Here is a 25,348-nt window from a genome sequence, read left to right as displayed (position 1 = left end):
GGTAACAAGGCTTCTATCTTCTTCCATTGATCATCTCTTAACATCTTGCGGTCGCTTTGCATTTCGGTATCCTATTTTTCCAATACCGAATGTAAACACATTTTATTGAATGTTAACAGCCCCTAGTACATGAGCATTTTGAGCAGCACATGAGCCCCGCGTTGACGCTAATTGCGCACGCGCCTAAGATCGCAAACAGGTTTTCAATCATCGTCATTCGGATCCATCTCTGGAAACAATACTTCGGTGAAGCCGAATTGCGTCAGGTCACGGATACGCATCGGGTACAAAATACCATTCAGGTGATCACACTCATGCTGCACTACCCGCGCATGAAAACCGTCTACTTCACGTGAAATGACTTTGCCGAACTGGTCAAAGCCCTCATACCGCAAGGCGCTCCAGCGTGGCACAAGACCACGCATACCCGGCACCGACAGACAACCTTCCCAGGCATCATCGGTAGCATCAGACAAAGGTGTCAACACCGGATTGATGAGCACGGTTTCGGGCACCACCGGTGCATCCGGATAACGTGGATTGGTTTTAAAGCCAAAGATCACCAGTTGCAGATTAATACCAATCTGTGGTGCTGCCAGCCCTGCCCCATTTGCCGCCACCATGGTTTCAAACATGTCCTTGATCAACTGATGCAACTCAGGCGTATCAAACTCAGTCACCTGGTCAGCAACTCTCAACAGACGGGCATCGCCCATTTTAAGGATAGGATGGATCATGACACACCACTTTTATTTCATCGATATAAAAAATGCGGTCAGCTTGAAAAAACCTGACCGCAACATCACTGCATGACCACAGGAGGTCTATCAGGTCTGATTATTTCAGAGACTGCAGATACTCGGTAAATTCAGCGCTGGTTTCCTTGTGTTTCAATCCCAGGGCGACACTGGCCTTCAGGTAACCGAGTTTAGAACCGCAGTCATAACGGGTAGCCTGCGGGCGGAAAGCATACACCGGGAAATCCTTGAGCATGGCAGCAATACCATCCGTCAGCTGAATCTCGCCGCCAGAACCCTTACCCAGAGTTTCCAGGTAAGAAAATATACGACCCGATAAAATGTAACGACCGACCACAGCCAGGGTCGACGGTGCAACATCAGGCATTGGTTTTTCTACGATACCCTGTACGCGTTCCAGATGTTCGGTATACGGCGTGCCGCTGACGATACCGTATTGGCGGGTAAATTCACGCGGGACGTTTTGCACGGCAACAATGCTGCCGCCTTCTGCTTCGTATTGACGCGCCATTTGCGCCATGACAGATGGCTGACCGATATCGGCATCCATCAAATCGTCAGCCAGCAATACAGCAAACGGATCGTCACCAATCACAGGGCGTGCGCACAAAACGGCATGGCCCAGGCCCAGCGCTGCAGTCTGCCGGATATAAATGCAGTTGATGTTTTTAGGAATAACGTTTCTGACCAGATCCAGCAAAGCTTCCTTGCCGGCAGCTTCGAGTTCACTTTCCAGTTCATACGCCTTGTCGAAATGATCTTCAATGGCGCGTTTGTTTCTACCGGTGATAAATACCATCTCGGTAATACCGGCTTCCACCGCTTCTTCAACTGCATATTGGATCAGGGGCTTGTCGACAATAGGCAACATTTCTTTTGGTTGTGCCTTGGTGGCAGGCAAAAAGCGACTACCCAAACCGGCGACCGGGAATACGGCTTTTGTAATTTTTCTCATTTCAGCTCCTGGAACAAAGTTGAAGCAATTCTGCTTCTGTCAAAATAGTAATACCCAATTCTTGCGCCTTCACCAACTTGCTGCCTGCATCATCACCAGCTACTACATAGCTGGTTTTTTTGGAGACTGAACCAGCTACCTTGCCACCTGCATTTTCGATGATTTCCGTCGCCTGGTCGCGGCTCAAGGTGGGCAAACTGCCAGTCAGCACCAAAGTCTTGCCCGCCAATACCTGCTCGCCTTTTTCCTGCACTTCAATCTCAGGCCAGTGTATGCCGGAAGCGACCAATTGCTCAACCAATTCCACGTTCAGGCTGTCGCCAAAAAACCGCAGTATGGATTTGGCAACTACCGGCCCGACATCAGGCACATTCAGCAACTGCTCTTCATTTGCGAGTAACAGGGCCTGGACATTTCCGAAATGATTAGCCAGGTCCTTCGCAGTGGATTCACCCACGTGGCGTATACCCAAGGCATAAATGAAACGGGCGAAACTGGTTTCTTTTGAAACTTCCAGCGCATGCAAGATGTTTTGTGCTGATTTTTCAGCCATACGATCCAGCTCAATCAGTGCACGCAAGCCCAGTTTGTACAAGTCGGCTGCCGTGGTGACCACATTTTTGTCGACCAGTTGATCAATCAGTTGTTCACCAACGCCATCGATATTCATGGCCTTGCGTGAAGCGAAATGGAACAGGCCACCCTTGCGCTGTGCCGAGCACTTGATCCAGCCGCCGGTACAACGTGCAATTGCTTCGTCTTCCGGCTTTTGTATCGGTGAGCCGCAGATCGGGCAAGCCTCAGGCATGACAAACTGGCGCGCATCTGCCGGACGTTTTTCCAGCACGCTGGACACTACTTCGGGAATCACGTCACCGGCCCGGCGTACCGACACGGTGTCGCCTATGCGTATATCCTTGCGCTGCACTTCTTCTTCATTATGCAGGGTGGCATTGGTAACGGTTACACCGCCCACGAATACCGGCGCCAGTCTGGCAACCGGGGTGATGGCACCAGTACGGCCCACCTGCACTTCGATATCCAGTACCGTCGTCAATGCTTCTTGCGCCGGGAACTTATGTGCAATGGCAAAGCGTGGCGCCCGCGACACATAGCCCAGCGACTGCTGGCTGGCAAAGTCATTGACCTTGTAGACCACACCATCAATCTCGTAATCGAGTACTGCACGCTTTTCCTGTATCGCCCGGTAAAACGCCAGCAAGCCCTGTGCGCCTTTGACCAGGGCATTTTCTTCACAAACGGGGATTCCAGCCTGGCGGTACCAGTCCAGCAAGGCACGATGGGATGGCGGCATGTCCATGCCTTCCAGTGCACCTATGCCATAGGCAAAAAACCGCAGGCTGCGTTGGGCTGTGATTTTGGAATCCAACTGACGCAAACTGCCCGCCGCTGCATTGCGCGGATTGGCAAATTCTTTTGCGCCGGCATCACGCTGACGCTGATTCAGCTTTTCAAAATCACGCTTGAACATCAGCACTTCACCACGCACGTCGAGTACCTTAGGTGGATTTTCCACCTGCAAACGCAAGGGAATACTGCGTATGGTGCGTATGTTTTCCGTCACATCCTCGCCAGTAAAACCATCACCACGGGTCGCTGCCTGGGAGAACAGGCCATCGACATAACGCAGATTGATAGCCAGGCCGTCAAATTTGAGATCAATGGCGTAATCAATTTCCTGCGCCGCATCCAGGCCCTCACGCACACGGCGGTCAAAGTTGGTAACATCGTCTTCTTCAAAGCCGTTGTTCAGCGACAGCATGGGCACAGCATGCTGCACCTGGCCAAATTCCGGCAAGGGTATACCACCAACCCGATTGGTTGGCGAATCTGGTGTTTTCAGTTCGGGGTAAGTCTGTTCCAGTTGCTGCAACTCCGAAAACAGCCTGTCGTATTCAGCATCTGGTACGCTGGGGTTATCCAGCACATAATAGGCATGAGCATGACGGTTTAATTCTGCATGCAAAAACTGCACACGCTGTGCCGCCACAGATGCTCCCGAAGCCGGAGCATCATCCAAAAAATCATTCTGCATGTTCGTTTATTCAGCTAAATAGTCGTTGCGCCCGCAAGGAACCTGCCGGTATCTGTGCTTCAGCCATGGCAGCATAAAACTCATTAACCTGCCCTGCAATTTCATCAAGGGCCAGTTTGGAAATAGGCTGATTGCCATCATCCACCACGGTACCGCCAAGACGGGTAGACAAAGAGCGTGCGCAGGCAGCCATGGCACCAAAACCATCCCGCGCCGGTGCCACACAAGGCACATCCAGCAACAGGGTCAGGCGTGAAGTCATGGTTTCGCTGACGCTGACATTGGTCGACAGGGTGAACAGGCTGCCGCCATCGCCATCAGGCATCATCAAGCGACCATCAGGACGCTGGTCAAAGCCCATTTTTTCCAGTGCTGCCAGCAAGGTATTCAAGGCCCAGGGCGCACCATTGGCCGCAATATTGACGCTCAGTTGCGCATCATGCTCGGCAACAAACTGATGCAATTCACGTGCGTTTATCATGACCTTGTTCATGTCAGGAATATCCGAATGAGCACTCAGATTGTCTGCAATAGCACGCAGCTTCATGATGAACTCCGAATATTCGAGTTCATTCAGTGGGCCGCTGCGACTGACCATCTGCACACCGGCAAACAGGCAGGTATAGGCACCACCGACGGCAATCACATCTCTTTCGCCGCTATGGCTCTGGCCAATGAAATGCACAGGTTTTTTACCTACGTATTTCAGGTCAGCGATTTCTGCCAGGATTTTTTCGCCACGTACCGGTGTTTCAAATTCCAGCGGAATGACGCAATCGATCAATTCATCGACCGGCAATTCTTTGTCCTGCACCGCTTGCGCGGTATCGCCGTCGTCGTCATGCGATGACATCTCTGGCGCAGTCAAAGACTCTTCCACGCCGACATCACCATCGAATACGGGTTCGTGCCGGACTATACTGTCTGTCGGTGCATCGGGATTCATGAGGACATCATCATGCCCATTGCCGAAAGCATTTTCGACGGTTTTTTTGGCCTTGTATTCTTGCCACTTGTTAAAAATAATGACGCCGACCACCAGCGTCCCACCGATTGCCAATAAACTGATTTGTAGATCTGTCATGCTGCTTGAACCTCAGTAGCAAAATTGACGGCAGATTCCATATCCACCGCCACGATTCGTGAAACCCCCTGTTCCTGCATGGTGACACCAATCAATTGTTGTGCCATTTCCATCGCAATCTTGTTGTGGGAGATAAATAAAAACTGTGTGTTTGACGACATGCGTTTCACCATATTACAGAAACGCTCGGTATTCGAGTCATCCAGTGGCGCATCCACCTCATCAAGCAGGCAGAAAGGTGCAGGATTGAGCTGGAACATGGAAAACACCAGGGCCGTTGCTGTCAGCGCTTTTTCACCGCCAGACAACAAATGGATGGTTGCATTCTTTTTGCCAGGCGGCTGTGCCATGACCTGCACGCCAGAATCCAGAATTTCATCGCCTGTCATGATCAACTTGGCCTGGCCACCACCGAACAGTATCGGGAAAAGCTCTGCGAAATGATGATTCACCTTATCAAAGGTATCTTGCAACAGGTCGCGTGTTTCAATATCAATCTTGTGGATCGCATCCTGCAAGGTCGTGATCGCTTCAGTCAGATCAGCATGCTGGGCATCGAGGAAAGTCTTGCGCTCGGTCGCCTGCGCCAGCTCATCCAGCGCTGCCATGTTAACCGCACCCAAGGCAGTAATTGCATTGGTCAGACGGGTAACCTCACCCTGCAAATACGATGGTTTGAGATCATCATGCAGCTTCTGCGCCAGCGCTTCTTCATCGACTTCAAAATTGCGCAATTGTTCTGAGAATTGTTCCTGGCTCAGACGGGCTGCCTGTTCTTTCAACTGTAGTTCAACAATGCGGTCGCGCTGTGGTTGCAGACTGCGCTCTACCTGCATCTTGGCTTCTTCATGATGGCGCAATTGCTGGGTCAGTTGATCCAGTTCATGGCGCGCATTGGCCAGCGCCTTTTCTTGTTCACTGCGACGATCCAGCAAGTCTTGCAAGCCAGCCTGGGCAGTCTGGTCATCCATGGATTCCAGTTCCAGTTGCCCTTGCTGCATGCTGGCAAACAATTGCGCTGACTGTTCCAGCGCGGTGGCGATATTACGACGCAATTCTTCCAGTTTGCTGCGGTGGGATTTTTCGGCAAATGCAGCTTCTTGCGCAGCCAGTTCCAAGTCACGCAAACGCTGCCTGGCCTCATTCAACTGCTGTTCTTTTTCCAGGTAAGCAGTCTGGCCTTCTTCATGGGTTTCTTGCAGCTCGGCCAGATCCATGTCCAGTTGTTCAAACTTCTGCTCTGATTCGGCACGGATTTGCTGCTGTTCGGCCTCTTGCGCGGCGATCTCTGCCAGATCACTGCCTATCTGTGTGCTGCGCTGGTTAAAGCGCTCCTGCACTTCAGACAATTTCATGAATTCAATCTGCAGGCTATGCGTAGTCTGGGTCAGACCACCTACACGCTGACGCAAGTCTTGTAACTGCTGGGTTGCCTGGGTATACGCAGATTCGGCACGTACGGCGCGCGTTTTGGATTCGTCCGCCAGCATGTGCTTAGCGCGACATTGCTTGGTGATATTTTCTATCTCTTGCTGACGGGCCAGCACGCCATCCTGCTCGGAATCCGATGCATAAAAACGCACGCTGGAACGCGCAATCACATGGCCCTGCTTGGTGATAAAGCAGGCACCGGCTGGCAATTTAACCCTGTCCATAAAGGCAGAAGTAATATCGTCAGCGATGTAGACCTGATGCAACCAGTCCTGCATCAGTCCACGCACACCTGCATCATTGAGTTGCAATAAATCGATGAAGGGTTTGAGGCCGGCAACAGGCGCAACCGTATCAGCCATGACGGTAGGCGCGCAAACGGCCAGCTTGGCAGGCGGCGCGTCACCAAAAAATGCCTTGGCCCAGTCCAGATTCGACATTTCCAGCGCAGCAGTACGCTCACGCAGTATGGATTCCAGCGCAGTTTCCCAGCCAGCTTCAATATGCAGTTTTTGCCAGATCTTGGGCAGGCTGCTTAATTCGTGTTTTTCCAGCCATGGCTGTACCTTGCCCTGGGTCTGGACTTTTTCCTGCAATTGTTTGAGTGCCAGCAGGCGTGCTTCCAGTTGCGCATATTCTGCCGCATCCTGGTTCACCTGCTGCTGCGCCTGCTTGCGCTCGTCTTCCAGCACAGGCAAGCGCTCTTGCGCTTCTTCCAGTTGCATGCTGAGTTCTTCCAGCACCTGTTTTTTCTCTTCCAGTTGCATGGACAGATTGTCCAGATGCGTAGTATCCGGCAGCACCAGACCCTGCTTTTCCTGCATCAGGCGTTCACGCCTGGATGCCAGGGTATTCAGAATATTTGAGGCATTGCGCTGATGAGCAGATTCCAGTTCTATTTGCTGCTGCATCTGCATGATACGGGCACGTGACTCCGTGGTTTTTAACTGCGACTCACGCCACACCTGCTCCATTGCAGGTAATTTATCCTGTTGTTGCTGGCTGACTTCCAGCGCCTGTTCGGCGCGCATCGCCAGTTCTTCAACATGGATTTCACCTTCAGACAAATCATCCTGGAATTGTCTGCTCTGGTTTTGCCATTGATCACGTTGCGCTGTCAGGGACTGCAATTGCGATTGCAAACGGCTGCGCGACTCGATAACGAACTTAATTTGCGCTTCCAGGCTGCCTATCTCGGCATTGGTCTGGTACAGGTGGCCTTGCGCCTGGTGCATGCGATCACCAACTGCATAATGGGTCTGGCGCATCTGCTCCAGTTCCAGCTCGACGTGACGCAGTTTGGCGGTTTGCTCTTCCAGGTCCAGCTGGGTTTTCTCTATCTCGGCGAAATGCTTTTTCTGTTCGTTTTCGGCTTCTTTTTTACGCAGCAGCCACAACAGCTTCTGTTTTTCTTCCTGATCGGTCTGCAATTCACGGAATTTATTCGCCACCACGGCCTGTGCGCCCAATCTGTCCAGATTGTTATTCAATTCACGCAGGATGTCATCGACACGCACCAGGTTTTCATGGGTATCGTGGATACGGTTTTCAGTCTCGCGACGGCGTTCTTTATAGCGGGAAACACCGGCTGCCTCTTCCAGGAAAATCCGCAACTCTTCGGGACGCGCTTCAATAATGCGCGAAATCATGCCCTGACCGATAATTGCATAGGCACGCGGGCCCAGGCCGGTACCGAGGAAAATATCCTGGATATCGCGGCGGCGCACCGGTTGGCCATTGATGTAATAGGTGGAAGTCCCATCGCGTGTCAGCGTACGCTTGACAGCAATTTCACCATACTGACTCCATTGCCCGGCAGCTTTGCCCATGCTGTTGTCAAAAACCAGCTCTACCGAAGAACGGCCGGCGGGTTTACGATGGGTGGAACCATTGAAAATAACGTCCTGCATGGATTCACCACGCAACTCTGATGCCTTTGATTCACCCAAAACCCAGCGTACGGCATCGATAATATTCGACTTGCCGCAACCATTCGGGCCGACTACCCCCACCAACTGGCCAGGAACCTGAAAATGAGTGGGATCGACAAAAGATTTAAATCCCGATAATTTAATAGAAGTTAATCGCACTTTGTTTAATTTTATTATCTTTTGCAGTCAAATCTACCGCGTATCTATGTTTCCAAAGGCCGTATATACAAGCCAACCCCATTATCAATGCATCATACCATCGTAAAGGCAAAATTTTTAGTTTTCAAACTTATTACACAATTAGCCGACTCGCAACACCTGATTCACCATGCATAACAGGCTGGCTGGCAGATTATTCAGGTTTTCATCAAAACCACGTGTGAAAGCCTTACTCTGAAGAATGCACTGGAGGCTATAATACGGATTGCATGTTATCCAGGCAAAACCAAATAAAATACCGGAATCCAATGAACAAGCCAAATAAGTAAGCCAAAATAAGCGAACCAAATTATGCGGCCGAATAAATGGCAGCAATAGCCAAAATAGCAGAACCAGCCCGATCATCGCCATCAAGTTGCCAAGAATTAAAAAAAATGACCTTCAATCCTTACCTGAGCAAGTTGCAACCGTATCCGTTCGAAAAACTGAAGCGACTGTTTGCCGATGTCAAGCCGGCCACTGCTTATCCTGCCATCAGCCTGGGCATAGGCGAACCCAAGCATCCGACACCGAAACTGATCACGGATGCGCTGGTCGCCAATCTGGGCGGGCTGGCCAGCTATCCGTCCACTGCCGGATCGGACACATTGCGCAATGCCATTTCAGGCTGGATAGCCCGCCGTTACGGCATACCGGCACCAGATGCCGTGACGCAGATATTGCCCGTCAACGGCTCGCGCGAAGCCCTGTTTGCGCTGGCGCAGACCGTCATCAACCCAGCCGCTTGCGAAGATGGCCTGCCTTTGGTGCTGTGTCCCAACCCGTTTTACCAGATTTATGAAGGTGCCGCCTATCTGGCCGGTGCTGAACCGTATTTTGCCAATGCCGACCCGGCGCGCAACTTTGCCCCTGACTATAAAAGCATTCCTGACAGCATCTGGAAACGGGTACAACTGCTGTATATCTGCTCACCCGGCAACCCGACCGGTGCCGTGCTGAACCTGGATGACTGGGCCGAACTGTTTGCCCTGTCAGACAAATATGATTTTGTCATTGCTGCCGATGAATGCTATTCAGAAATTTACTTCAAGGCTGAAGCCCCTCTGGGCAGTCTGCAAGCGGCACGCGCCCTGGGCCGGGATGACTATCGCAGCCTGATCACACTTTCCAGTCTGTCAAAACGTTCGAATGTGCCAGGCATGCGCTCCGGCTTCGTTGCTGGTGACGCTGAACTGATCAAACAATTTCTGCTATACCGGACTTACCACGGCAGCGCCATGAGCCCCAGCATACAGGCAGCGTCAGTGGTTGCCTGGAATGACGAAATCCATGTCCAGGAGAATCGCGACAAGTACATCCGCAAATTTGCCCAAATTACCCCGGTATTGCAAGAAGTGCTGGAAGTCAGCCTGCCTGACGCCGCCTTTTACCTGTGGGCCAGGGTTCCAGATAAACTGGGGATGTCAGACACAGAATTCGCCCGTCGCCTGTACGAGGAATATAATGTGACAGTTTTGCCGGGCAGTTACCTGGCACGTGAAGCACATGGCATTAACCCGGGACAGAACCGCGTACGCATGGCACTGGTGGCCGAGCCAGAAGAATGCCTGGAAGCAGCGCAAAGAATCGTCAGCTTTTGCAAGAAATATACCTGAGCAAAACTGTTGAGCAAAACCGGCTCTCGTTTTCTCTATCAATTGCCGTATTTAATTGCCTTATTTAATTGCACCATTTCGTTTATTTAATCATCTGAAGATATCAACATGACTCAACAATTACAGCAAATCATCGATCAGGCGTGGGAAGACCGTACCAATTTTTCTCCTAAATCCGCTCCAGCAGAAATTCGTGAAGCAGTTGCCCATGTATTGAGCGAACTGGATGCCGGCACCCTGCGGGTAGCGCAAAAAATTGATGGTAGCTGGAACGTCAATCAATGGATTAAAAAGGCGGTATTGCTGTCTTTCCGTCTGGAAGACAATATCTGCATGCCTTCCGGCGACCATATGCAGTTCTTCGACAAGGTACCAACCAAATTTGCCAATTACACGGCTGAGGACTTCGTCAAAGGCGGTTTCCGCGTAGTGCCACCGGCAGTTGCACGTCGTGGCAGCTTCATCGCAAAAAACGTTGTGCTGATGCCTTCCTATGTCAATATTGGTGCTTATGTCGATGAAGGTGCAATGGTTGATACCTGGGCCACAGTAGGTTCTTGCGCGCAAATCGGTAAAAACGTGCATTTGTCCGGCGGCGTCGGTATTGGTGGCGTGCTGGAACCCATGCAAGCCAACCCTACCATCATTGAAGACAATTGCTTCATCGGTGCCCGCTCTGAAATCGTCGAAGGCGTCATCGTGGAAGAAAACTCTGTCATTTCCATGGGCGTGTATATCGGCCAGTCCACCAAGATTTATGACCGCGCCACGGGCGAAGTCAGCTATGGCCGCGTGCCTGCCGGTTCTGTCGTGGTATCTGGCAATCTGCCATCTGCTGACGGCAAATACAGCCTGTATTGTGCAGTGATCGTGAAACGTGTTGATGCACAGACACGCTCCAAAACCAGTATCAACGAATTGCTGCGCGGCGCCTGATTGCGTCTTTGATCAATTTATAGTTCAGAATAGGGAAACATCATGGCGGCGATGGAGAGATTATTTCAACTGATGAAAGAGAAACATGCATCCGACATGTTTTTTGCGATGAACTCGCCCATTCATCTGAAGATCAATGGCAATCTGCTCCCTATCAACCAGCAAAAAATGGATCAGGCGAATATTCTCTCGCTGCTTAGTGAAGTTGTAGCATCTGACCATATGGAAGAACTGGAAGAAAAAAACGAACTGAATATCGGTATCGGCGCACTCGGCATAGGCCGTTTCCGTCTGTCGGCCTTCCGCCAGCGAGGGTCGATTTCAGCCGTTTTCCGTTTTGTTCCCGGTGATATCCCTGTCCTAAACACGCTGCATTTACCGCCCGTGTTGTCTGAACTGATCATGGAAAAACGTGGGCTGATCCTGGTTGTCGGTGCAACCGGATCAGGCAAATCCACCACCATTGCCTCCATGCTCGATCACAGGAATGAAGTCAGGACTGGCCATATCCTGACACTGGAAGACCCGATCGAATATCTGTTCCGCAGTAAGAAATCCATCGTCAATCAGCGTGAAATCGGCAGTGATTCTGAAAGTCTGAAAACCGCACTGAAGAATTCCTTGCGTCAGGCACCTGATTGCATCCTCATTGGCGAAATTCGTGATCTCGACACCATGATGTCTGCCATTGCCTATGCACAATCCGGCCATCTGGTGCTGGCCACCCTGCATGCCAATAACAGTTACCAGGCACTGAACCGTATCATCAGCTTCTTCCCCATGGAAACCAGGAATGCCTTGCTGCTGGATCTGTCGTCATCCATACGCGCCATTATTTCGCAACGCCTGATACGGGCCAAAGACGGTGGCCGCTGCCCAGCGGTAGAAATCATGCTCAACACGCGCTATGTGGCTGAACTGATAGAAAAGGGAGATATCTTCCAGATCAAGGAAGCCATCGAGAAAAGTCTGTCGCCTGGCTCTCAGACGTTCGAGCGCGCACTGATGTACCTGATCAAGGAAGGTCTGATCACTCAGGAAGAAGGTCTGGCCAATTCCGACTCGGCCAACAACCTGTTGTGGCTGCTGAATAACGAAGCCTCCAGCAGCGCAGCACCGCCACCTGAGCCAGAACCGGAAACCAAGGACGAAGCATCGTTCACCGAATTCACCCTCAACGTGTAAACATAAAGTAGCGGCTAAAGACGTATGACACAGCGTATTACCCTGTTCGGCATTCCGAACTGCGACACCGTTAAAAAAGCCCGTACCTGGCTGCAAGAGCAAGATCTCGCATTTGAGTTTCATGATTTCAAGAAGCAGGGCCTGAGCCGTACTGCCATAGAATCATGGCTGGAACATCAAAACCTGGATGTGCTGATCAACCGCAAGGGCACCACCTGGCGTGCGCTCAGTGATGCCGAAAAAGCTTCCGCCAGCGATACGGAGCAAGCTATTGCGCTGATGATGGATAAGCCTTCCGTCATCAAGCGCCCCGTAATGCTGATCGACAATGGCGACCAGCAACAAGTCAATGTCGGATTTTCTGTGCCGCAATACCAGTCCATTTTCAAGAAATAAACATGAGCAAAACACTTGCACTGACCGAACAGTTGATTGCACTGGATTCTGTCACACCCGAAGACAAAGGTTGTCAGAACACCTTGATCGCCCTGCTGGAACCACTGGGCTTCCAATGCGAAACCATACAGTCGGGTGAAGTCACCAACCTGTGGGCCAGACGCGGCCAAAGCCACCCCCTGCTGGTATTTGCCGGCCATACCGACGTCGTACCTACTGGCCCAGTCACGCAATGGCAATCTGCCCCTTTTACACCTACCCACAGGGATGGCAAGCTGTATGGCCGTGGTGCTGCGGACATGAAAACATCAATCGCTGCCTTTGTCGTTGCATGCGAAGAATTCATTGCCGCCCATCCTGATCATAAAGGTTCTATCGGCTTCCTGATCACCAGTGATGAAGAAGGCCCAGCGACTGATGGCACCGTGGTGGTTTGCGAAAAACTCAAGGCACGTGGCGAACAGCTGGACTATTGCATCGTCGGCGAACCAACTTCTGTCGACAAGCTGGGTGACACCATCAAGAATGGCCGTCGCGGCACCATGTCGGGCAAACTGACCGTCAAAGGCGTTCAAGGCCATATTGCCTATCCGCAACTGGCAAAGAACCCCATCCATCTGGCGGCACCTGCGATGGCAGAACTGGTGGCTGAGGTCTGGGATAAAGGCAATGACTACTACCTGCCCACTTCCTGGCAAATGTCGAATATCCATGCTGGCACTGGTGCATCGAACGTGATACCTGGTGAAGCCGTCATCGATTTCAATTTCCGCTTCTCAACCGCCAGCACAGCCGAGGGCCTGCAACAGCGCGTGCACGCCATACTCGACAAACATGGTCTGGAATATGATTTGAAATGGACGGTCGGTGGTCATCCTTTCCTGACCCCCAAAGGCAGTCTCAGTGATGCACTGGGTGATGCCATCCGTGCTGAAACTGGCATAGAAACAGAACTCTCGACCACCGGTGGTACCTCTGACGGCCGCTTCATCGCCAAGATCTGCCCGCAAGTAGTGGAATTTGGCCCACCAAATGCCAGCATCCATAAAATTGACGAACACATAGAGCTGCAATACATAGACCCGCTCAAGAACATTTATCGCCGCACTCTGGAAAACCTGCTGACCTGAGCTTTATGTCAGCTCACCACTGGCCGATACGGAAACAATATGACTACACCCGCCACCACCTTTCTGACCCTGCGCGATCTGTTGCGTTATGCAGTCACACGCTTCAACAAAGAAAAACTGTTCTTTGGCCATGGCAGCGCCAATGCCCTCGATGAAGCCGCTTATCTGCTGCTGCATACCCTGCACCTGCCGCTGGACAAGATAGAACCTTTTCTGGATGCACATTTGCTGCCATCAGAAATAGATGCCGTATTGCGCGTGATAGACAGACGCGCAGTTGACCGCGTGCCTGCTTCCTACATTACGAATGAAGCCTGGCTCGGCACTTATAATTTCTACGTAGATGAACGTGTCATCGTGCCGCGCTCTTTCATCGCGGAACTGATACCAGAACATTTTTCACCCTGGGTAAGCGATCCTGAAGCAATCAGCAATATTCTTGAACTGTGCACTGGCTCTGGCTGCCTGCCGATCATGCTGGCCGACATGTTCTCTGAAGCACACGTGGACGCAGTCGACATTTCCAAAGATGCGCTGGAAGTGGCCAGGCGCAATGTAGCAACCTATGAACTGCAGGACCGCATTACCCTGATCGAATCAGACCTGTACAGCAATGTGCCGGACAAGAAATATGACCTGATCATCACCAATCCGCCATACGTCAATTCCGGCTCCATGGCGAAACTGCCCAGGGAATACATGCATGAACCGCAAATTGCCCTGGCTGGCGGTGATGATGGCATGGACCTGGTGCGCAAGATCGTAGCCGGTGCTGCACAAAGACTGACCGAGGACGGTTTGCTGATGGTGGAAATTGGCAATGAACGTGCCTTCGCCGAAGCTGCCTTCCCTGAACTGAACCTGACCTGGTTAAGTACCAGTGCCGGTGACGATATGGTATTTTTGGTGGAAGCCAGCCAACTGACCAGTTTCACTGCATAAATCAGTGTAGCGCAGTGCAATAAATACAATGTAGACGGGCAAAACCAGTTTTGCCCGTTTTTCCATTTTTTACATCAACAAAACAGCATTACCCATTAATTAAGTTTATATGATACGTCTTCAACAAGTCGTCCTGGCGCGCGGCATCAAACCTTTATTTGACAGCGTCGATGTGACGCTCAATCCCGGCGACAAGATAGGCTTGATCGGCTCCAATGGCGCTGGCAAATCCAGTCTGTTTGCCATGTTGCGCGGTGAATTGCATCCAGACCAGGGCAGCATCGATTTCCCGGCCAAATGGCAGTTGGCCCACGTCGCGCAGGAAACACCACCGCTGGAACGCAGCGCCATCGATTACGCCATAGACGGTGACGTCGCCTTGCGCAAACTGGAAGCCCAACTGACCGAACTGGAAGCCCAGCCAGAAAGCTACGACAACGGTATTGCCATCGGCAATATGTATGGTGCACTGGCCGATGCTGATGCCTATACCGTGCGCCCGCGTGCAGAACAATTGCTGCTGGGCCTGGGCTTCAAGATCAATGAACTGGAACAATCAGTTGCCAGTTTTTCTGGTGGCTGGCGCATGCGCCTGAACCTGGCACAGGCACTGATGTGCAAATCCGATTTGCTGCTGCTTGATGAACCAACCAATCACTTGGATCTGGATGCCATCATCTGGCTGGAAGACTGGCTGAAACGTTATGAAGGCACACTGATCATCATTTCCCATGACCGCGATTTCCTCGACGGCGTGGTGAATGTCATCGTCCATATTGATGAACGCAAACTCAAGCGTTATGGTGGCAACTATTCCGGTTTTGAACGTCAGCGTGCCGCTCAGCTGGAACTGGCACAGGGCATGCTGGAGAAACAAAACCGCAAGCGCGCCCATCTGCAATCCTTTATTGACCGCTTCAAGGCCAAGGCATCCAAAGCCAAACAGGCACAAAGCCGTATCAAGGCTTTGGCGCGTATGGAAGAAATGGCGCCATTGCGCGCTGCTGCCGAATTCTCTTTTGAATTCCGCGAGCCACTCAGCGCACCGAACCCCATGCTGGTGATGGAAGATGTGGATTGCGGCTATCGCACCGAATCAGAAACGGACCACAGCTTCAGCGAGAAAAAAATCGTCGGCGACGTCAAGTTCACGCTGCAAATTGGTCAGCGCATCGGCTTGCTGGGTGTGAATGGCGCGGGTAAATCCACACTGATCAAAACCATCGTTGGCGATATTGCCCCCTTGAACGGCGTCATGCAAACCGGCAAGGGCTTGTCCATCGGTTACTTTGCCCAGCACCAGGTCGAAATGCTGCGCCATGATGAATCACCACTCTGGCATCTGGCCCATATCGCGCCTGATGTACGTGAGCAGGAATTGCGCAACTTCCTCGGTGGCTTCAACTTCCCTGGCACCATGGTGAGCAGCCCGATCAAGCCATTCTCCGGCGGCGAAAAAGCCCGTCTTGCACTGGCGATGATCGTCTGGCAGCGCCCCAACCTCTTGCTGCTGGATGAACCAACCAACCATCTGGATCTGGAAACCCGCGAAGCCCTGACCGATGCCCTGGCACAGTTTGAAGGCACTCTCGTCGTCGTCTCGCATGACAGGCATTTGCTGCGCGCCACGACTGACCAGTTCATCATCGTTGCCGATGGCAAGCTGCAACCGTTCGACGGCGATCTGGACGATTATAAAGACTGGCTGTTCAAAAACAAGCTGGAAAAAGCCGCCCCTTCCCTGCCGGAAAAAACCAAGGCACAGGAAGTTGCCTTGCCGCAAGCCAAGCCGATTCCCGTTGCCAAAGTCGACGACAAGGAACAGCGCAAACGCGATGCCGATGAACGCCTGCGTCTCACCAATCTGCGCAAGCCGATAGAAACGCGCATCAAGCGTCTTGAAGAACAGATGGCAAAGCTGAACCTGAAGAAGAAAGACATCGACGCACAACTGGAAGACAGTGACATCTATAGCGATGCCAAGAAAGAAAAACTGAAAACCCTGTTACTTGATCAGGCTTATGTCGTCAAGGAACTGGGGCAGATCGAAGCTGACTGGCTGGAACAACAGGAATTTCTGGAGGCCGTAGAGTAATGAGTAATGAGTAATGGCAAGGGGCGCAGAATGCGCCCCTTTCTTCTTAGAACTCATTTCATCAATAGGGATGAGTGCGAGCAAGGCGATTCGGGATGCAGTGCAAGGCGTCAAGGGTGACACTTGCAGCTAAGGCTGGTGCCTTAGCAAGCGTGGTGTCACAACCTCGCGCTGCAATGCGTCCGCGAAGTGTAAATTCTGCCCGCTCCCGAAGGGTTTGCCTCATAACGTGTGCTGGACTGCAAGGTGTTGACAATTCGACTCGTTGTCAATAGACCCGCTATTGACTGCCTCGTCCATAGTTTTACCATTGCCAGCCCACGTTATGAGGCAAACGCATCTCACCCCTATTTATGAAATGAGTTCTAGATATGCAAATTAAATCCAGTCACAAGGATCAACCTGATAATAATTGCGTAATTGCATGTACAAGGCCGGATGGTAATGAGCAAGGTCCTGGCTTTTCTTAAAAAAGGCCTCGGTCACGACCGCAAAAAACTCTGCAGGATTGGTTGCACCATAGGGGTCAATAATCGTCGGCATATTGCTGTCAATTGCTTGCAGCAATTGCGAAAACTCTCGTTCCATGACTTGCGACCATGCCTTGTAAGCTGCTGCCGTCTTCAGATCAGGAGCACCGTTGGTAGAGCCGGTTTCACTATCGAGCTGATGCGCAAATTCATGCAATACCACATCCTGACCACGCGCCTCATTCTCAGGATTATGCGCAGCCTGGTCCCAGGCCAGAATCACCCGGCCATCACTCCAGGATTCACCACTCAGCCCCTGATTGGTATGCGTTACCACACCGCCCGTGTTCATCTGCGTTCTGGGTGCCACAAATGCTGACGGATACACCAGAACATGGGTAAGCTGCGGGTATACATCCGATTCTCGGTTTAACAACAAGAGGCAAGCCTTGCCAGCTATGCTTACCCTGATTTCATCAGTGATAGTCAGACCACCACAACCGACAAAGGTTTTCTGGTACAGAAACTGACGTATGCGACGCTTTAACTGCATTTGCAAATCAGTAGGCATGCGCGAATAGCCTGGCAGGTTTTTCCTCAGGATTTTTGAATAATTCAGGGGAAAAGCCTGCGACAGCACATAGCGCAAACGCGCCCGGGGCAGCACAAACACGCCCAGTCCCAGCAAGACCAATACAGCAAGTAGCCATTCCATGTTAAGGCCAATCAAGGTTGCCGATGCTATAACAAAGTTAGCATCCATTTACGTAAAGCAAATGGGCGCAACAAAGGCAAAATCAATAGCAAAGGCAAAAAATCCGGATTTACAAGATACATGCTGGCATAGCAAGACAGAATATCAACAGTATTACCTTCCGCAAAAAAGTAGGACTCCCATTTTCTCGCTAGCTTGCAGAACCAGACAGATACGGCCCAAATTTCAGCTTGATACGATCTTCTTCATCAGCATTATCAGTGACCAGAATAGTAAAGGTTTTACCACCAGGAGCAACACGAACAATCACATGCCCATCGCGGCTGCTGAGCCGGCTGATCAAACGCCGGTTGGCGAGGAAGTTTTCATGCATGATAGAGGTTGCAAACACTTCACGCTTCCCTGGATAGAGACGCTCACTAAACATGCGTTCCAGTTGAAGCTGATCAGGATGGGAAATATGCCAACTGGGAATAATCCAGGCTTTTGGCCTCAGGATGCGAACGGAATCTGCGCTGATACCGTCAAACATGCCATGATGGTCGGCTGTTGATACATCAACAGGCCCCGATGCGCGGGCAGCGGCAGTAAGGACATCACGCCAGGGAGCATCACCATCAAAGGTATAACTGGTCAAATCACCGGCAGTAAAATAAGCGAAATTTCCGTACCCAATACGGATGGCTGTGGAACAGACGTTCTCATTCGGATAATCCTTGAGCGTCAGGGTATTCAGGGCCGGGAATAACATCCTGGTTTGCTCGCCCTTCCCGGTCCAGACCTGTCCATTCGCAGCAAGATTGCGAATATCAAAACCTGCCTGGTGCCCGGAACCATTTTCAGCAGTCTTATTGCGGGAAGTGAATTGATCGTTTCTCCCTACCATGAAACGCTCAACCTTTTGCCCGGTTTGTATGCGTGACTGAACAAAGGCGAGATAGTTGGAAGCAAATCGCCCATTGGGAGCGACGGGGTAATCGTAGCCAGGGTAAGCGCGGTCGATCAGGGTCGCAACCGGCACAATTTCAGCAACGTCGGTAATGCCTGACAATTGGTAAGCCCCCTTGGCAGATGGAGGGGACGACTCATTAACATCACCGGTATGATCGGGGTGCAAGTGCGTCACCAGCACATAGTCAAGCCCGCCTCGTTTGGTGGCACGTAAGTGACGCTGTACGTAACGACCTATCCATTCACCAGGCCGGCGCTGGGCACTCGGTCTTGGTGCGGCAGACGTGTCAAGCCCATCTGCCGTGGCACCTGCGTCTATCAGCAAACTGGTTCCGTCTGGCATGATGACGAAAGTCGCATTGCCTCGCCCCGTGGCAATATGATGTATGTCGAGGAAGCCCGGTGCCCAGGCGAGCATGCTGCTACCGACTGCATCCAAGCCCGCACTTTGCAACGATTCTCCAGCCACACCTCCAGCCACACCTCCAGCAACACCTCCAGCCACATCGCCAGCCACAGCCATCGTGGACAAGGGTGCTGCCAGCATGCCAAGAATAAATTGACGTCGATTAATTGTCGTATCCATCATCGATCTCAATAATCAGAATTTGGCCGTCAGCGTCAGTCCGAAGGTACGTGGTTCACCCACATATTCGGCACGCACAACTTGTATGGAACGTGTCAACAGATACGTAGTGTTGTTCGCATTTTTTATCCACGCAATGATGCGCCAGCCGCGGTCGGCAGATTCGTAACCGAGACTCAGATTGCTTAAGCCATAACCTGGAATCTGTAAGTTTGGATCATTTGCCGCCCCTGTGTTATAGCCGTCACGCCAGGAATAATTGGCCGAGCCCACCAGATAGCCTGTCGATTCAAGAGGAATAATGACATTTGCAGCAGCAGAAAATTGATTGCGCGGTGCAGAGGCAATCGGGTTGCCGCTATTGTTGACGGTGCCCACCACAAAACTATCGTAAGTACCGTCAATCCTGCTATAGCTGGTCGATAAATCCAGCCAGTTCACTGGCTTGTAGGTAATTTCGACTTCACCACCTTTGACCGTTGCTTTGCTGGCGTTGACAATAGTCAAAATGCCTGTCAATGAGTTATTCACCAGTTCTTGCTTGTCTTTATATTCCAACTTGTAGAGTGAGGCATTCACCCGCAAGCGATTCTGTAACCATTGGGTTTTAAGACCCGCTTCATAGTTAGTGACTTTTTCAGGATTGAAAGGTGTTTTAAAAACACTGAAGGATGATGCGTCGCCATTAAAACCACCGGCAGTGAAGCCACGTGTGACGCTGGCATAGGCCATCAGATTGCGTTCTGGCTGCCAGCTCAGCACCAGACGAGGTGTTACCTCGCTCCATTTGGCCTTGACGTCACCACTGCTAAAGTTGTTTACTGGACGTATGAAGTCAGACCGTATCAGGCTGGCGGTCTTTTCGTCTTGTGTGTACCGCATACCTGCCGTCAAATCAAACGCTGAAGCCAGATGTATGACACCATCTGCGAATACTGCATAGCTTGTTGTATCTACATGCTGATTGGCCAAAGTTGCGCTGGCAAGGATTCCTGTCTTTGCCGCCAGGCCGCGCGTATCCAGTTGCCGCGAACCGTTTTCGCTCATGTAATACAGGCCAGTGACGAAATCGCCATAAGCCCATTTCGGACTGGCGTAACGCAGCTCTTGTGAAAATGTACCTATCTGATCAGCATCTCGCACCAGACTCTGGCTACCTGTACTCAGAAAACTATAATTCGCACCGACGCCGGAATAGTCTTCACCGGATTGCGACTTCCGGTAAGCAGTGACTGAGGTGACTTCACCTGCATCAGATTTCCAGTTGATTTTCGCCGATGTACCAGCAATGGTTCGCTTGAATCCTTGAATCACACCCAATTCTGATGTACGTACATCGCCATCATTTCCCAGCGTATCGGAGGATAGTGTACGGCCACCATTCCAGTCTTCACTATAGTCTGCACTTAACATGGTTTCGACACCACTACCAGGCTTAAAAAATAATTGCGCACGCGAATTACGGCTATTGATATCGTCTTGCTGCTTGCCGGTAAGACGGTCAACACCGTAGCCGTCACGGCCTCGTACAGAAGCAGAAAGCTTGAATGCAGTACTATCATTTAGTGGTGTGCTGATCAGACCATTAAACTGACGGGCATTCAAATTACCCAAAGTTAATTGTGTTTCCAATACCCGTTCGTCCAGAGATGGAGGACGCGTGGTGAGTACGATCGCACCACCCGTCACATTACGTCCAAACAGTGTCCCTTGCGGGCCTTTCAAAACGGTCAACGAGTCAAGGTCAAACAATTCAAAATTGGCGGCACTGTTGCGCGGGATGAACACATCATCAAGCACGACTGCAACCGGTTTGCTCACACCAATTTGCGAGAAAGTATTGCTGATGCCACGAATCGCAATCGTGGGATTATTTTGGCTGAAAGCAGACACCAGCAATCCGGGAGTCAGACGCGCTACGTCCTGCAAGCTTTGGATGCGATTGACTTCCAGTGCCTTGGCCGAAAATGTCGTCATGGAAATAGGTACGGCCTGGGCCAATTGCGGGCGCTTTTGTGCAGTGACGGTTACCGTGCTGAGCGATATTTCCGCCTGACGCCTAAGAAAGATGGTAGTGCCATCATCGCTCGCCAGTTCCAGCCCACTGTCGACAATGAGCTGGCGCAAAGCGTCTCTTGCCTCGAATGCACCTTTCAGGGGGTTGCTGCGCAGACCCTTTGCCTCAGCAGGCACAACGATGTGCAAACCGGTTTTAGCTGACAATGCAGCCAGCGCCTCAGTCATATCCTGCGCAGGCAGATCGAGCACCGTGCCACGAAAAATGACAATCGCATTTCCCCCGTCACGCTTCACCAATAAACCACTGTTACCCAGCAGCGAAGTCAGTGCCTGTTCCTGTGACACCAGACCTTTGATTCCCTTGGTAGAAATTCCACTAATGTCGCCCGGCTTGTACAGTAACTGAATGCCATATTGGGTGGCATAAGCATCGAGCGCGATCCTCAAATCGCCGCCCGGTATATTGATCTCGCTTGCCTGGGCCCGAGCTTGGGATTGCGCCTGTACTTGAGCTGACATGCAGGTTGTCATTATGCATAGTGCACCGACAAGTTGATGACGAACCATTTTCATTCCTTTGAAATAAGTGAAGTTTTTTTGCTACCCACTTACTTAGACGAGTCCATCTCGAAAATCCGGCATGTCTCAGCGAAGGATTTTTATGTCATCCTTTCCAATTTCAACTTTCAGGCCAAAACCCTGATGCAACAGGCGGGCAAAACCATCAACATTATCGACATTAAAACTGCCAGCGATTTTAATCTGGCCAGCAGAAGCGTCAAGAATCACCAGCTTTTTTTGGTTATAGCGATTGAATTCTGATACCGCCTGGGCCAGTGTCATGTCATCGAGTACCAGCTTACCCTGGCGCCAGTCAAGTTGCCTCATGATCTGTTCAGTGGTTTTATGATTGACAACAAGCTGGCCACTGCCGGTTTCCAGCGTTTCGTTTTTGGTCATCACCACGGCGTTTTCTGGTATCTGCTGGCTGGGGGATTTCGCATCACTATTGCTGACCTGTACCCGTCCGTCGACAACATTTACTTTAATTTGATTGCCATCCCTGCGTACTGAAAATTTGGTGCCAAGGACAGTGACCCGATTTTTGCCTGCATCAATGACAAAGGGGCGCTTCGCATCGTGGGCAACCTCAAAATAAGCTTCCCCGCTATCCAGCCACACCAGACGCTTTTCAGAAGATATCTGCGTCCGGATATGGGTGTTGGTATTGAGTGCCAATCTGGAACCATCAGGCAAGGCCAGCGTCTTGCTTTCACCAAGCACGGTGCCATATCTTGTTGCCGGGGTGAGGATGTCAGACGAAACCACCAGTGCGCCGGCACCCACGATGAGCAATACACCTGCCGCGATTCTCCACCCGGCCAGCAGTGAAAATGTAGCCCTTGGTTTGGGTACAGAATATTGTTGAGGCATTTTCAATGAGCTGAGACGATTGGCCCGCTGCCACACACTCTTCAGCCTTAAATAAGCAATCCGGTGTGCCGTTGCTTCATTAACCCAGGCCTGCATTGCCGTTTCCTGCTCATCAGACCAGTTGCCACTGTCGCGGCGTGCTAACCAATTGGCTGCCTGCTCTTCAATTTCAGACGCGCTTTTCATATCGAGTCGTCCTTTTTGCGAATTTTTAATGATAATTTAGTTACTCCTACGTTTACGCCTTTGACAAGGAGAGAGCTGGCCAGGACACGCATTCCCTTGGATATCTGTTTTTCTACCGTGTCTTCGGTAATGCCCATGTATAGCGCGACATCTCGCTGCGACATATCGTCAATTTTTCTTAATTGCACGACTTCACGGCAGCGCGCCGGCAACATGTCCATTGCCTGTTGCAGCAAACGTAGTTCCTGATGTCCGGTTGCGTGCCGCTCGGGCGTGAGCTCATCGCTGGATACATCCAGGATATCCAGATCAGCGTAGGCTTCAATTGACACCACTTGCGCGCGGCGTGCCAGATCGATCAGCAGGTTACGCGCCGTCGCGAAGACAAATGGCTTGACCATGTCTGGCATGCGTTTCGCAGCAGACTCATACAGACGCACGTACACTTCTTGCAATAAATCGGCAACATCGTCCTCTTGCCTGCGATTACGGCGCAAAAAGCGGATCAGCGCGGCTTCCAGCGGCAACACCTCGAATTCAAACCATTCATCCAGCTTATTGGATTCCATGAATCACACTTTCTTAACCAGATTGAACGAAAATACACCCCTACTCTAACTTAGACGAAGATGAAAAAGAAATCCGCCATATCTTGAAGCGATATATATTGAAGCAATGAATCACATTATTATTGTCGTCTCCAACGACATGCCAGGTTTGTTGACAATTGAACCTTGCTCAGACCTTCCTATACCTCAATAAATAAAACTATTTCCCTATGCAAGATGTATTAAGAAAAAAAATCATTGCCGTATGCGACAACAAAATCAAGCAAAAGGGTACGGATGTAGGTTTATCCTTTTACGCCTTCTTCGCCAATAAAAATGATGACCCGGAATTGCTGATGGAAGCAGCTACCTGGTGGATCATGGAAAAAAAATTCGACCACTTTGAAAAAGCAGTCAAAATCAGGCAGTTGGTCACGGCCATGGATATGAAGGATTGACACCACCGGGCAGGCACCGGCAGCCTGCGGGCAACAAATGGAAACTGCGGGCATAATGTATAGGTACCAGTCTGGCCTTAGCCCACTGTTCCACGTGCCCTTATCCATCTATCGATCTCTACAGCAGGTTTGCAAAACTATGAGTGCCCTCTTTTCTCCTCTAAGCCTTGGATCACTGAATCTGACAAACCGCATCATCATTGCGCCCATGTGCCAGTATTCTGCCGACCAGGGCAAAGCCACTGACTGGCATCTTATCCACCTGGGTGGGCTGGCCCTGTCGGGCGCCGGCTTGTTGATATTGGAAGCCACCGCGGTTGAAGACATAGGCCGCATTTCTCCCTTTGACCTGGGCTTGTGGTCAGATGAAACCGAGGCTGCACTTGGCACAGTTTTGCAATCCATACGCAGGTATTCAAACATGCCGGTTGCCATACAGCTTGGTCATGCGGGCCGGAAGGCGTCCAGCCAGGTACCCTGGCATGGTGGCCAGCTTATCGCGATAGAAGATGGTGGCTGGCAGACAGTTGCGCCTTCCGCAGTGGCACATGCCAAAGGCGAGCACCCTCCTCTGGCGCTGGATCAAGCTGGCTTGCAGCGAGTAAAAAATGCCTTTATTGATGCTGCCGTGCGTGCCCACAGGCTGGGCATCAATGCCATAGAAATACATGCTGCACACGGTTATCTGTTACACCAGTTCCTGTCACCGATTGCCAATCAGCGCACGGATCAGTATGGCGGTTCAGTTGAAAACCGCCTGCGTTTTCCGCTGGAGGTATTTGATGCCGTGCGGGCCGCAGTTCCCGGCGACAGTATGGCAGTCGGTCTGCGTCTGTCGGCAACAGACTGGGTAGATGGTGGCCTGGATATCTCGCAAAGCAAACTCTTCGTACAAGCCCTGCAAGAGCGTGGCTGTGACTTTATCCATGTATCCAGCGGTGGGGTTTCGCCAGAACAGAAAATTCCTTTGGGGCCTGGCTATCAGGTTCATTTAGCAGAAGAAATCAAGCGGCATTGCAGCATACCCGTCATCGCGGTAGGCCTGATAACGGATGCGCAGCAGGCAGAAGATATTATTACGGCAAGTAAGGCAGATGCGATAGCGATTGCCCGTGGGATTTTGTACGACCCGCACTGGCCATGGCATGCAGCTGCAAAATTGGGGGCTACGGTAGAAGCACCCAAGCAGTACTGGCGCTCGCAACCACGTGATCAGAAAAACTTGTTTGGCGACACCCGTATAGGGCAAAGATAATCAGCGTTCATTG

At 51.3% G+C, this 25,348-nt stretch carries 19 protein-coding genes; 9 read left to right on the top strand and 10 right to left on the bottom strand.

Annotation, left to right across the window (positions count from 1 at the left end):
• Positions 1–203: 203 nt before the first annotated feature.
• The 5 genes from def to smc form a co-directional block, all read right to left on the bottom strand.
• Positions 204–737, bottom strand: coding sequence for a peptide deformylase (def, locus tag ACO0LK_RS25385; protein ID WP_422980083.1), 534 nt, complete (start codon positions 735–737; stop codon positions 204–206).
• Positions 738–837: 100 nt separating this feature from the next.
• Positions 838–1,713 carry a UTP--glucose-1-phosphate uridylyltransferase GalU gene (gene galU / locus ACO0LK_RS25380; RefSeq protein ID WP_422980081.1) on the bottom strand — a complete coding sequence of 292 codons (876 nt, stop codon included), beginning with the start codon at positions 1,711–1,713 and terminating at the stop codon, positions 838–840.
• Position 1,714: 1 nt separating this feature from the next.
• Positions 1,715–3,769, bottom strand: coding sequence for an NAD-dependent DNA ligase LigA (gene ligA / locus ACO0LK_RS25375; RefSeq protein ID WP_422980079.1), 2,055 nt, complete (start codon positions 3,767–3,769; stop codon positions 1,715–1,717).
• A 10-nt stretch (positions 3,770–3,779) separates the two neighbouring features.
• Positions 3,780–4,853, bottom strand: coding sequence for a cell division protein ZipA C-terminal FtsZ-binding domain-containing protein (locus ACO0LK_RS25370; protein ID WP_422980077.1), 1,074 nt, complete (start codon positions 4,851–4,853; stop codon positions 3,780–3,782).
• A complete protein-coding gene (gene smc, locus ACO0LK_RS25365; RefSeq protein WP_422980075.1) occupies positions 4,850–8,374 on the bottom strand; it encodes a chromosome segregation protein SMC in 3,525 nt (1,174 codons plus the stop codon). Before smc ends, ACO0LK_RS25370 begins: the two co-directional genes overlap by 4 nt.
• Before the next feature lie 434 nt (positions 8,375–8,808).
• On the opposite strand from smc, the gene dapC reads away from it, so the two are divergent.
• The 7 genes from dapC (at position 8,809) to ACO0LK_RS25330 (ending at position 16,713) form a co-directional block, all read left to right on the top strand.
• Complete coding sequence (gene dapC, locus ACO0LK_RS25360) at positions 8,809–10,029, top strand: succinyldiaminopimelate transaminase (RefSeq protein ID WP_422980073.1); 1,221 nt, start codon at positions 8,809–8,811, stop codon at positions 10,027–10,029.
• Between the two features lie 108 nt (positions 10,030–10,137).
• Positions 10,138–10,965 carry a 2,3,4,5-tetrahydropyridine-2,6-dicarboxylate N-succinyltransferase gene (gene dapD, locus ACO0LK_RS25355; protein WP_186945285.1) on the top strand — a complete coding sequence of 276 codons (828 nt, stop codon included), beginning with the start codon at positions 10,138–10,140 and terminating at the stop codon, positions 10,963–10,965.
• Positions 10,966–11,007: 42 nt separating this feature from the next.
• On the top strand, positions 11,008–12,150 hold the full coding sequence (locus ACO0LK_RS25350; protein WP_422980070.1) for a PilT/PilU family type 4a pilus ATPase: 1,143 nt from the start codon (positions 11,008–11,010) through the stop codon (positions 12,148–12,150).
• A gap of 24 nt (positions 12,151–12,174) precedes the next feature.
• A complete protein-coding gene (locus ACO0LK_RS25345) occupies positions 12,175–12,546 on the top strand; it encodes an ArsC family reductase (RefSeq protein WP_422980068.1) in 372 nt (123 codons plus the stop codon).
• Positions 12,547–12,548: 2 nt separating this feature from the next.
• Positions 12,549–13,676 carry a succinyl-diaminopimelate desuccinylase gene (gene dapE / locus ACO0LK_RS25340; protein WP_422980066.1) on the top strand — a complete coding sequence of 376 codons (1,128 nt, stop codon included), beginning with the start codon at positions 12,549–12,551 and terminating at the stop codon, positions 13,674–13,676.
• Positions 13,677–13,715: 39 nt separating this feature from the next.
• Positions 13,716–14,618 carry a 50S ribosomal protein L3 N(5)-glutamine methyltransferase gene (prmB, locus tag ACO0LK_RS25335; protein ID WP_422980064.1) on the top strand — a complete coding sequence of 301 codons (903 nt, stop codon included), beginning with the start codon at positions 13,716–13,718 and terminating at the stop codon, positions 14,616–14,618.
• Positions 14,619–14,727: 109 nt separating this feature from the next.
• Positions 14,728–16,713, top strand: a complete 1,986-nt coding sequence (locus ACO0LK_RS25330) for an ATP-binding cassette domain-containing protein (protein WP_422980062.1) — start codon at positions 14,728–14,730, stop codon at positions 16,711–16,713.
• A 378-nt stretch (positions 16,714–17,091) separates the two neighbouring features.
• On the opposite strand, the gene ACO0LK_RS25325 is transcribed toward ACO0LK_RS25330, so the two are convergent.
• From ACO0LK_RS25325 to ACO0LK_RS25305, 5 genes are all read right to left on the bottom strand, one after another.
• Positions 17,092–17,898 (bottom strand): zinc-dependent peptidase, encoded by an 807-nt coding sequence (locus ACO0LK_RS25325; RefSeq protein ID WP_422980060.1) that lies wholly within the window; start codon positions 17,896–17,898, stop codon positions 17,092–17,094.
• A gap of 190 nt (positions 17,899–18,088) precedes the next feature.
• Entirely contained in the window at positions 18,089–19,435 is a 1,347-nt protein-coding gene (locus ACO0LK_RS25320) for an MBL fold metallo-hydrolase (protein ID WP_422980059.1), read from the bottom strand.
• A gap of 15 nt (positions 19,436–19,450) precedes the next feature.
• Entirely contained in the window at positions 19,451–21,973 is a 2,523-nt protein-coding gene (locus ACO0LK_RS25315; protein WP_422980057.1) for a TonB-dependent receptor domain-containing protein, read from the bottom strand.
• A gap of 126 nt (positions 21,974–22,099) precedes the next feature.
• Positions 22,100–23,074 (bottom strand): FecR family protein, encoded by a 975-nt coding sequence (locus tag ACO0LK_RS25310; protein WP_422980055.1) that lies wholly within the window; start codon positions 23,072–23,074, stop codon positions 22,100–22,102.
• Entirely contained in the window at positions 23,071–23,643 is a 573-nt protein-coding gene (locus ACO0LK_RS25305; RefSeq protein ID WP_422980053.1) for an RNA polymerase sigma factor, read from the bottom strand. Before ACO0LK_RS25305 ends, ACO0LK_RS25310 begins: the two co-directional genes overlap by 4 nt.
• Positions 23,644–23,852: 209 nt before the next feature.
• Here ACO0LK_RS25305 and ACO0LK_RS25300 point away from each other — a divergent pair, with 209 nt between their 5' ends.
• Both ACO0LK_RS25300 and ACO0LK_RS25295 read left to right on the top strand, forming a co-directional pair.
• Positions 23,853–24,080 (top strand): DUF6500 family protein, encoded by a 228-nt coding sequence (locus ACO0LK_RS25300; protein WP_422980051.1) that lies wholly within the window; start codon positions 23,853–23,855, stop codon positions 24,078–24,080.
• 139 nt (positions 24,081–24,219) lie between these two features.
• Entirely contained in the window at positions 24,220–25,335 is a 1,116-nt protein-coding gene (locus tag ACO0LK_RS25295; RefSeq protein WP_422980049.1) for an NADH:flavin oxidoreductase/NADH oxidase, read from the top strand.
• Positions 25,336–25,348: the final 13 nt, after the last annotated feature.

Origin of the sequence: Undibacterium sp. Ji49W (assembly GCF_049340205.1) — a bacterium.
Lineage (GTDB): Bacteria > Pseudomonadota > Gammaproteobacteria > Burkholderiales > Burkholderiaceae_D > Undibacterium.
The sequence above is the reverse complement of the archived record's forward strand: the minus strand, read 5'-3'. Positions and strand labels throughout refer to the sequence as shown.

Coding starts and splice junctions, on each gene's coding strand:
- ACO0LK_RS25310 (WP_422980055.1), bottom strand. CDS start 23,074: ATGAAAAGCGCGTCTGAAATTGAAGAGCAGGCAGCCAATTGGTTAGCA.
- ACO0LK_RS25300 (WP_422980051.1), top strand. CDS start 23,853: ATGCAAGATGTATTAAGAAAAAAAATCATTGCCGTATGCGACAACAAA.
- ACO0LK_RS25315 (WP_422980057.1), bottom strand. CDS start 21,973: ATGTCAGCTCAAGTACAGGCGCAATCCCAAGCTCGGGCCCAGGCAAGC.
- prmB (WP_422980064.1), top strand. CDS start 13,716: ATGACTACACCCGCCACCACCTTTCTGACCCTGCGCGATCTGTTGCGT.
- ACO0LK_RS25295 (WP_422980049.1), top strand. CDS start 24,220: ATGAGTGCCCTCTTTTCTCCTCTAAGCCTTGGATCACTGAATCTGACA.
- ACO0LK_RS25320 (WP_422980059.1), bottom strand. CDS start 19,435: ATGGATACGACAATTAATCGACGTCAATTTATTCTTGGCATGCTGGCA.
- ligA (WP_422980079.1), bottom strand. CDS start 3,769: ATGCAGAATGATTTTTTGGATGATGCTCCGGCTTCGGGAGCATCTGTG.
- def (WP_422980083.1), bottom strand. CDS start 737: ATGATCCATCCTATCCTTAAAATGGGCGATGCCCGTCTGTTGAGAGTT.
- dapD (WP_186945285.1), top strand. CDS start 10,138: ATGACTCAACAATTACAGCAAATCATCGATCAGGCGTGGGAAGACCGT.
- ACO0LK_RS25345 (WP_422980068.1), top strand. CDS start 12,175: ATGACACAGCGTATTACCCTGTTCGGCATTCCGAACTGCGACACCGTT.
- ACO0LK_RS25330 (WP_422980062.1), top strand. CDS start 14,728: ATGATACGTCTTCAACAAGTCGTCCTGGCGCGCGGCATCAAACCTTTA.
- galU (WP_422980081.1), bottom strand. CDS start 1,713: ATGAGAAAAATTACAAAAGCCGTATTCCCGGTCGCCGGTTTGGGTAGT.
- ACO0LK_RS25370 (WP_422980077.1), bottom strand. CDS start 4,853: ATGACAGATCTACAAATCAGTTTATTGGCAATCGGTGGGACGCTGGTG.
- ACO0LK_RS25325 (WP_422980060.1), bottom strand. CDS start 17,898: ATGGAATGGCTACTTGCTGTATTGGTCTTGCTGGGACTGGGCGTGTTT.
- dapE (WP_422980066.1), top strand. CDS start 12,549: ATGAGCAAAACACTTGCACTGACCGAACAGTTGATTGCACTGGATTCT.
- ACO0LK_RS25305 (WP_422980053.1), bottom strand. CDS start 23,643: ATGGAATCCAATAAGCTGGATGAATGGTTTGAATTCGAGGTGTTGCCG.
- ACO0LK_RS25350 (WP_422980070.1), top strand. CDS start 11,008: ATGGCGGCGATGGAGAGATTATTTCAACTGATGAAAGAGAAACATGCA.
- dapC (WP_422980073.1), top strand. CDS start 8,809: ATGACCTTCAATCCTTACCTGAGCAAGTTGCAACCGTATCCGTTCGAA.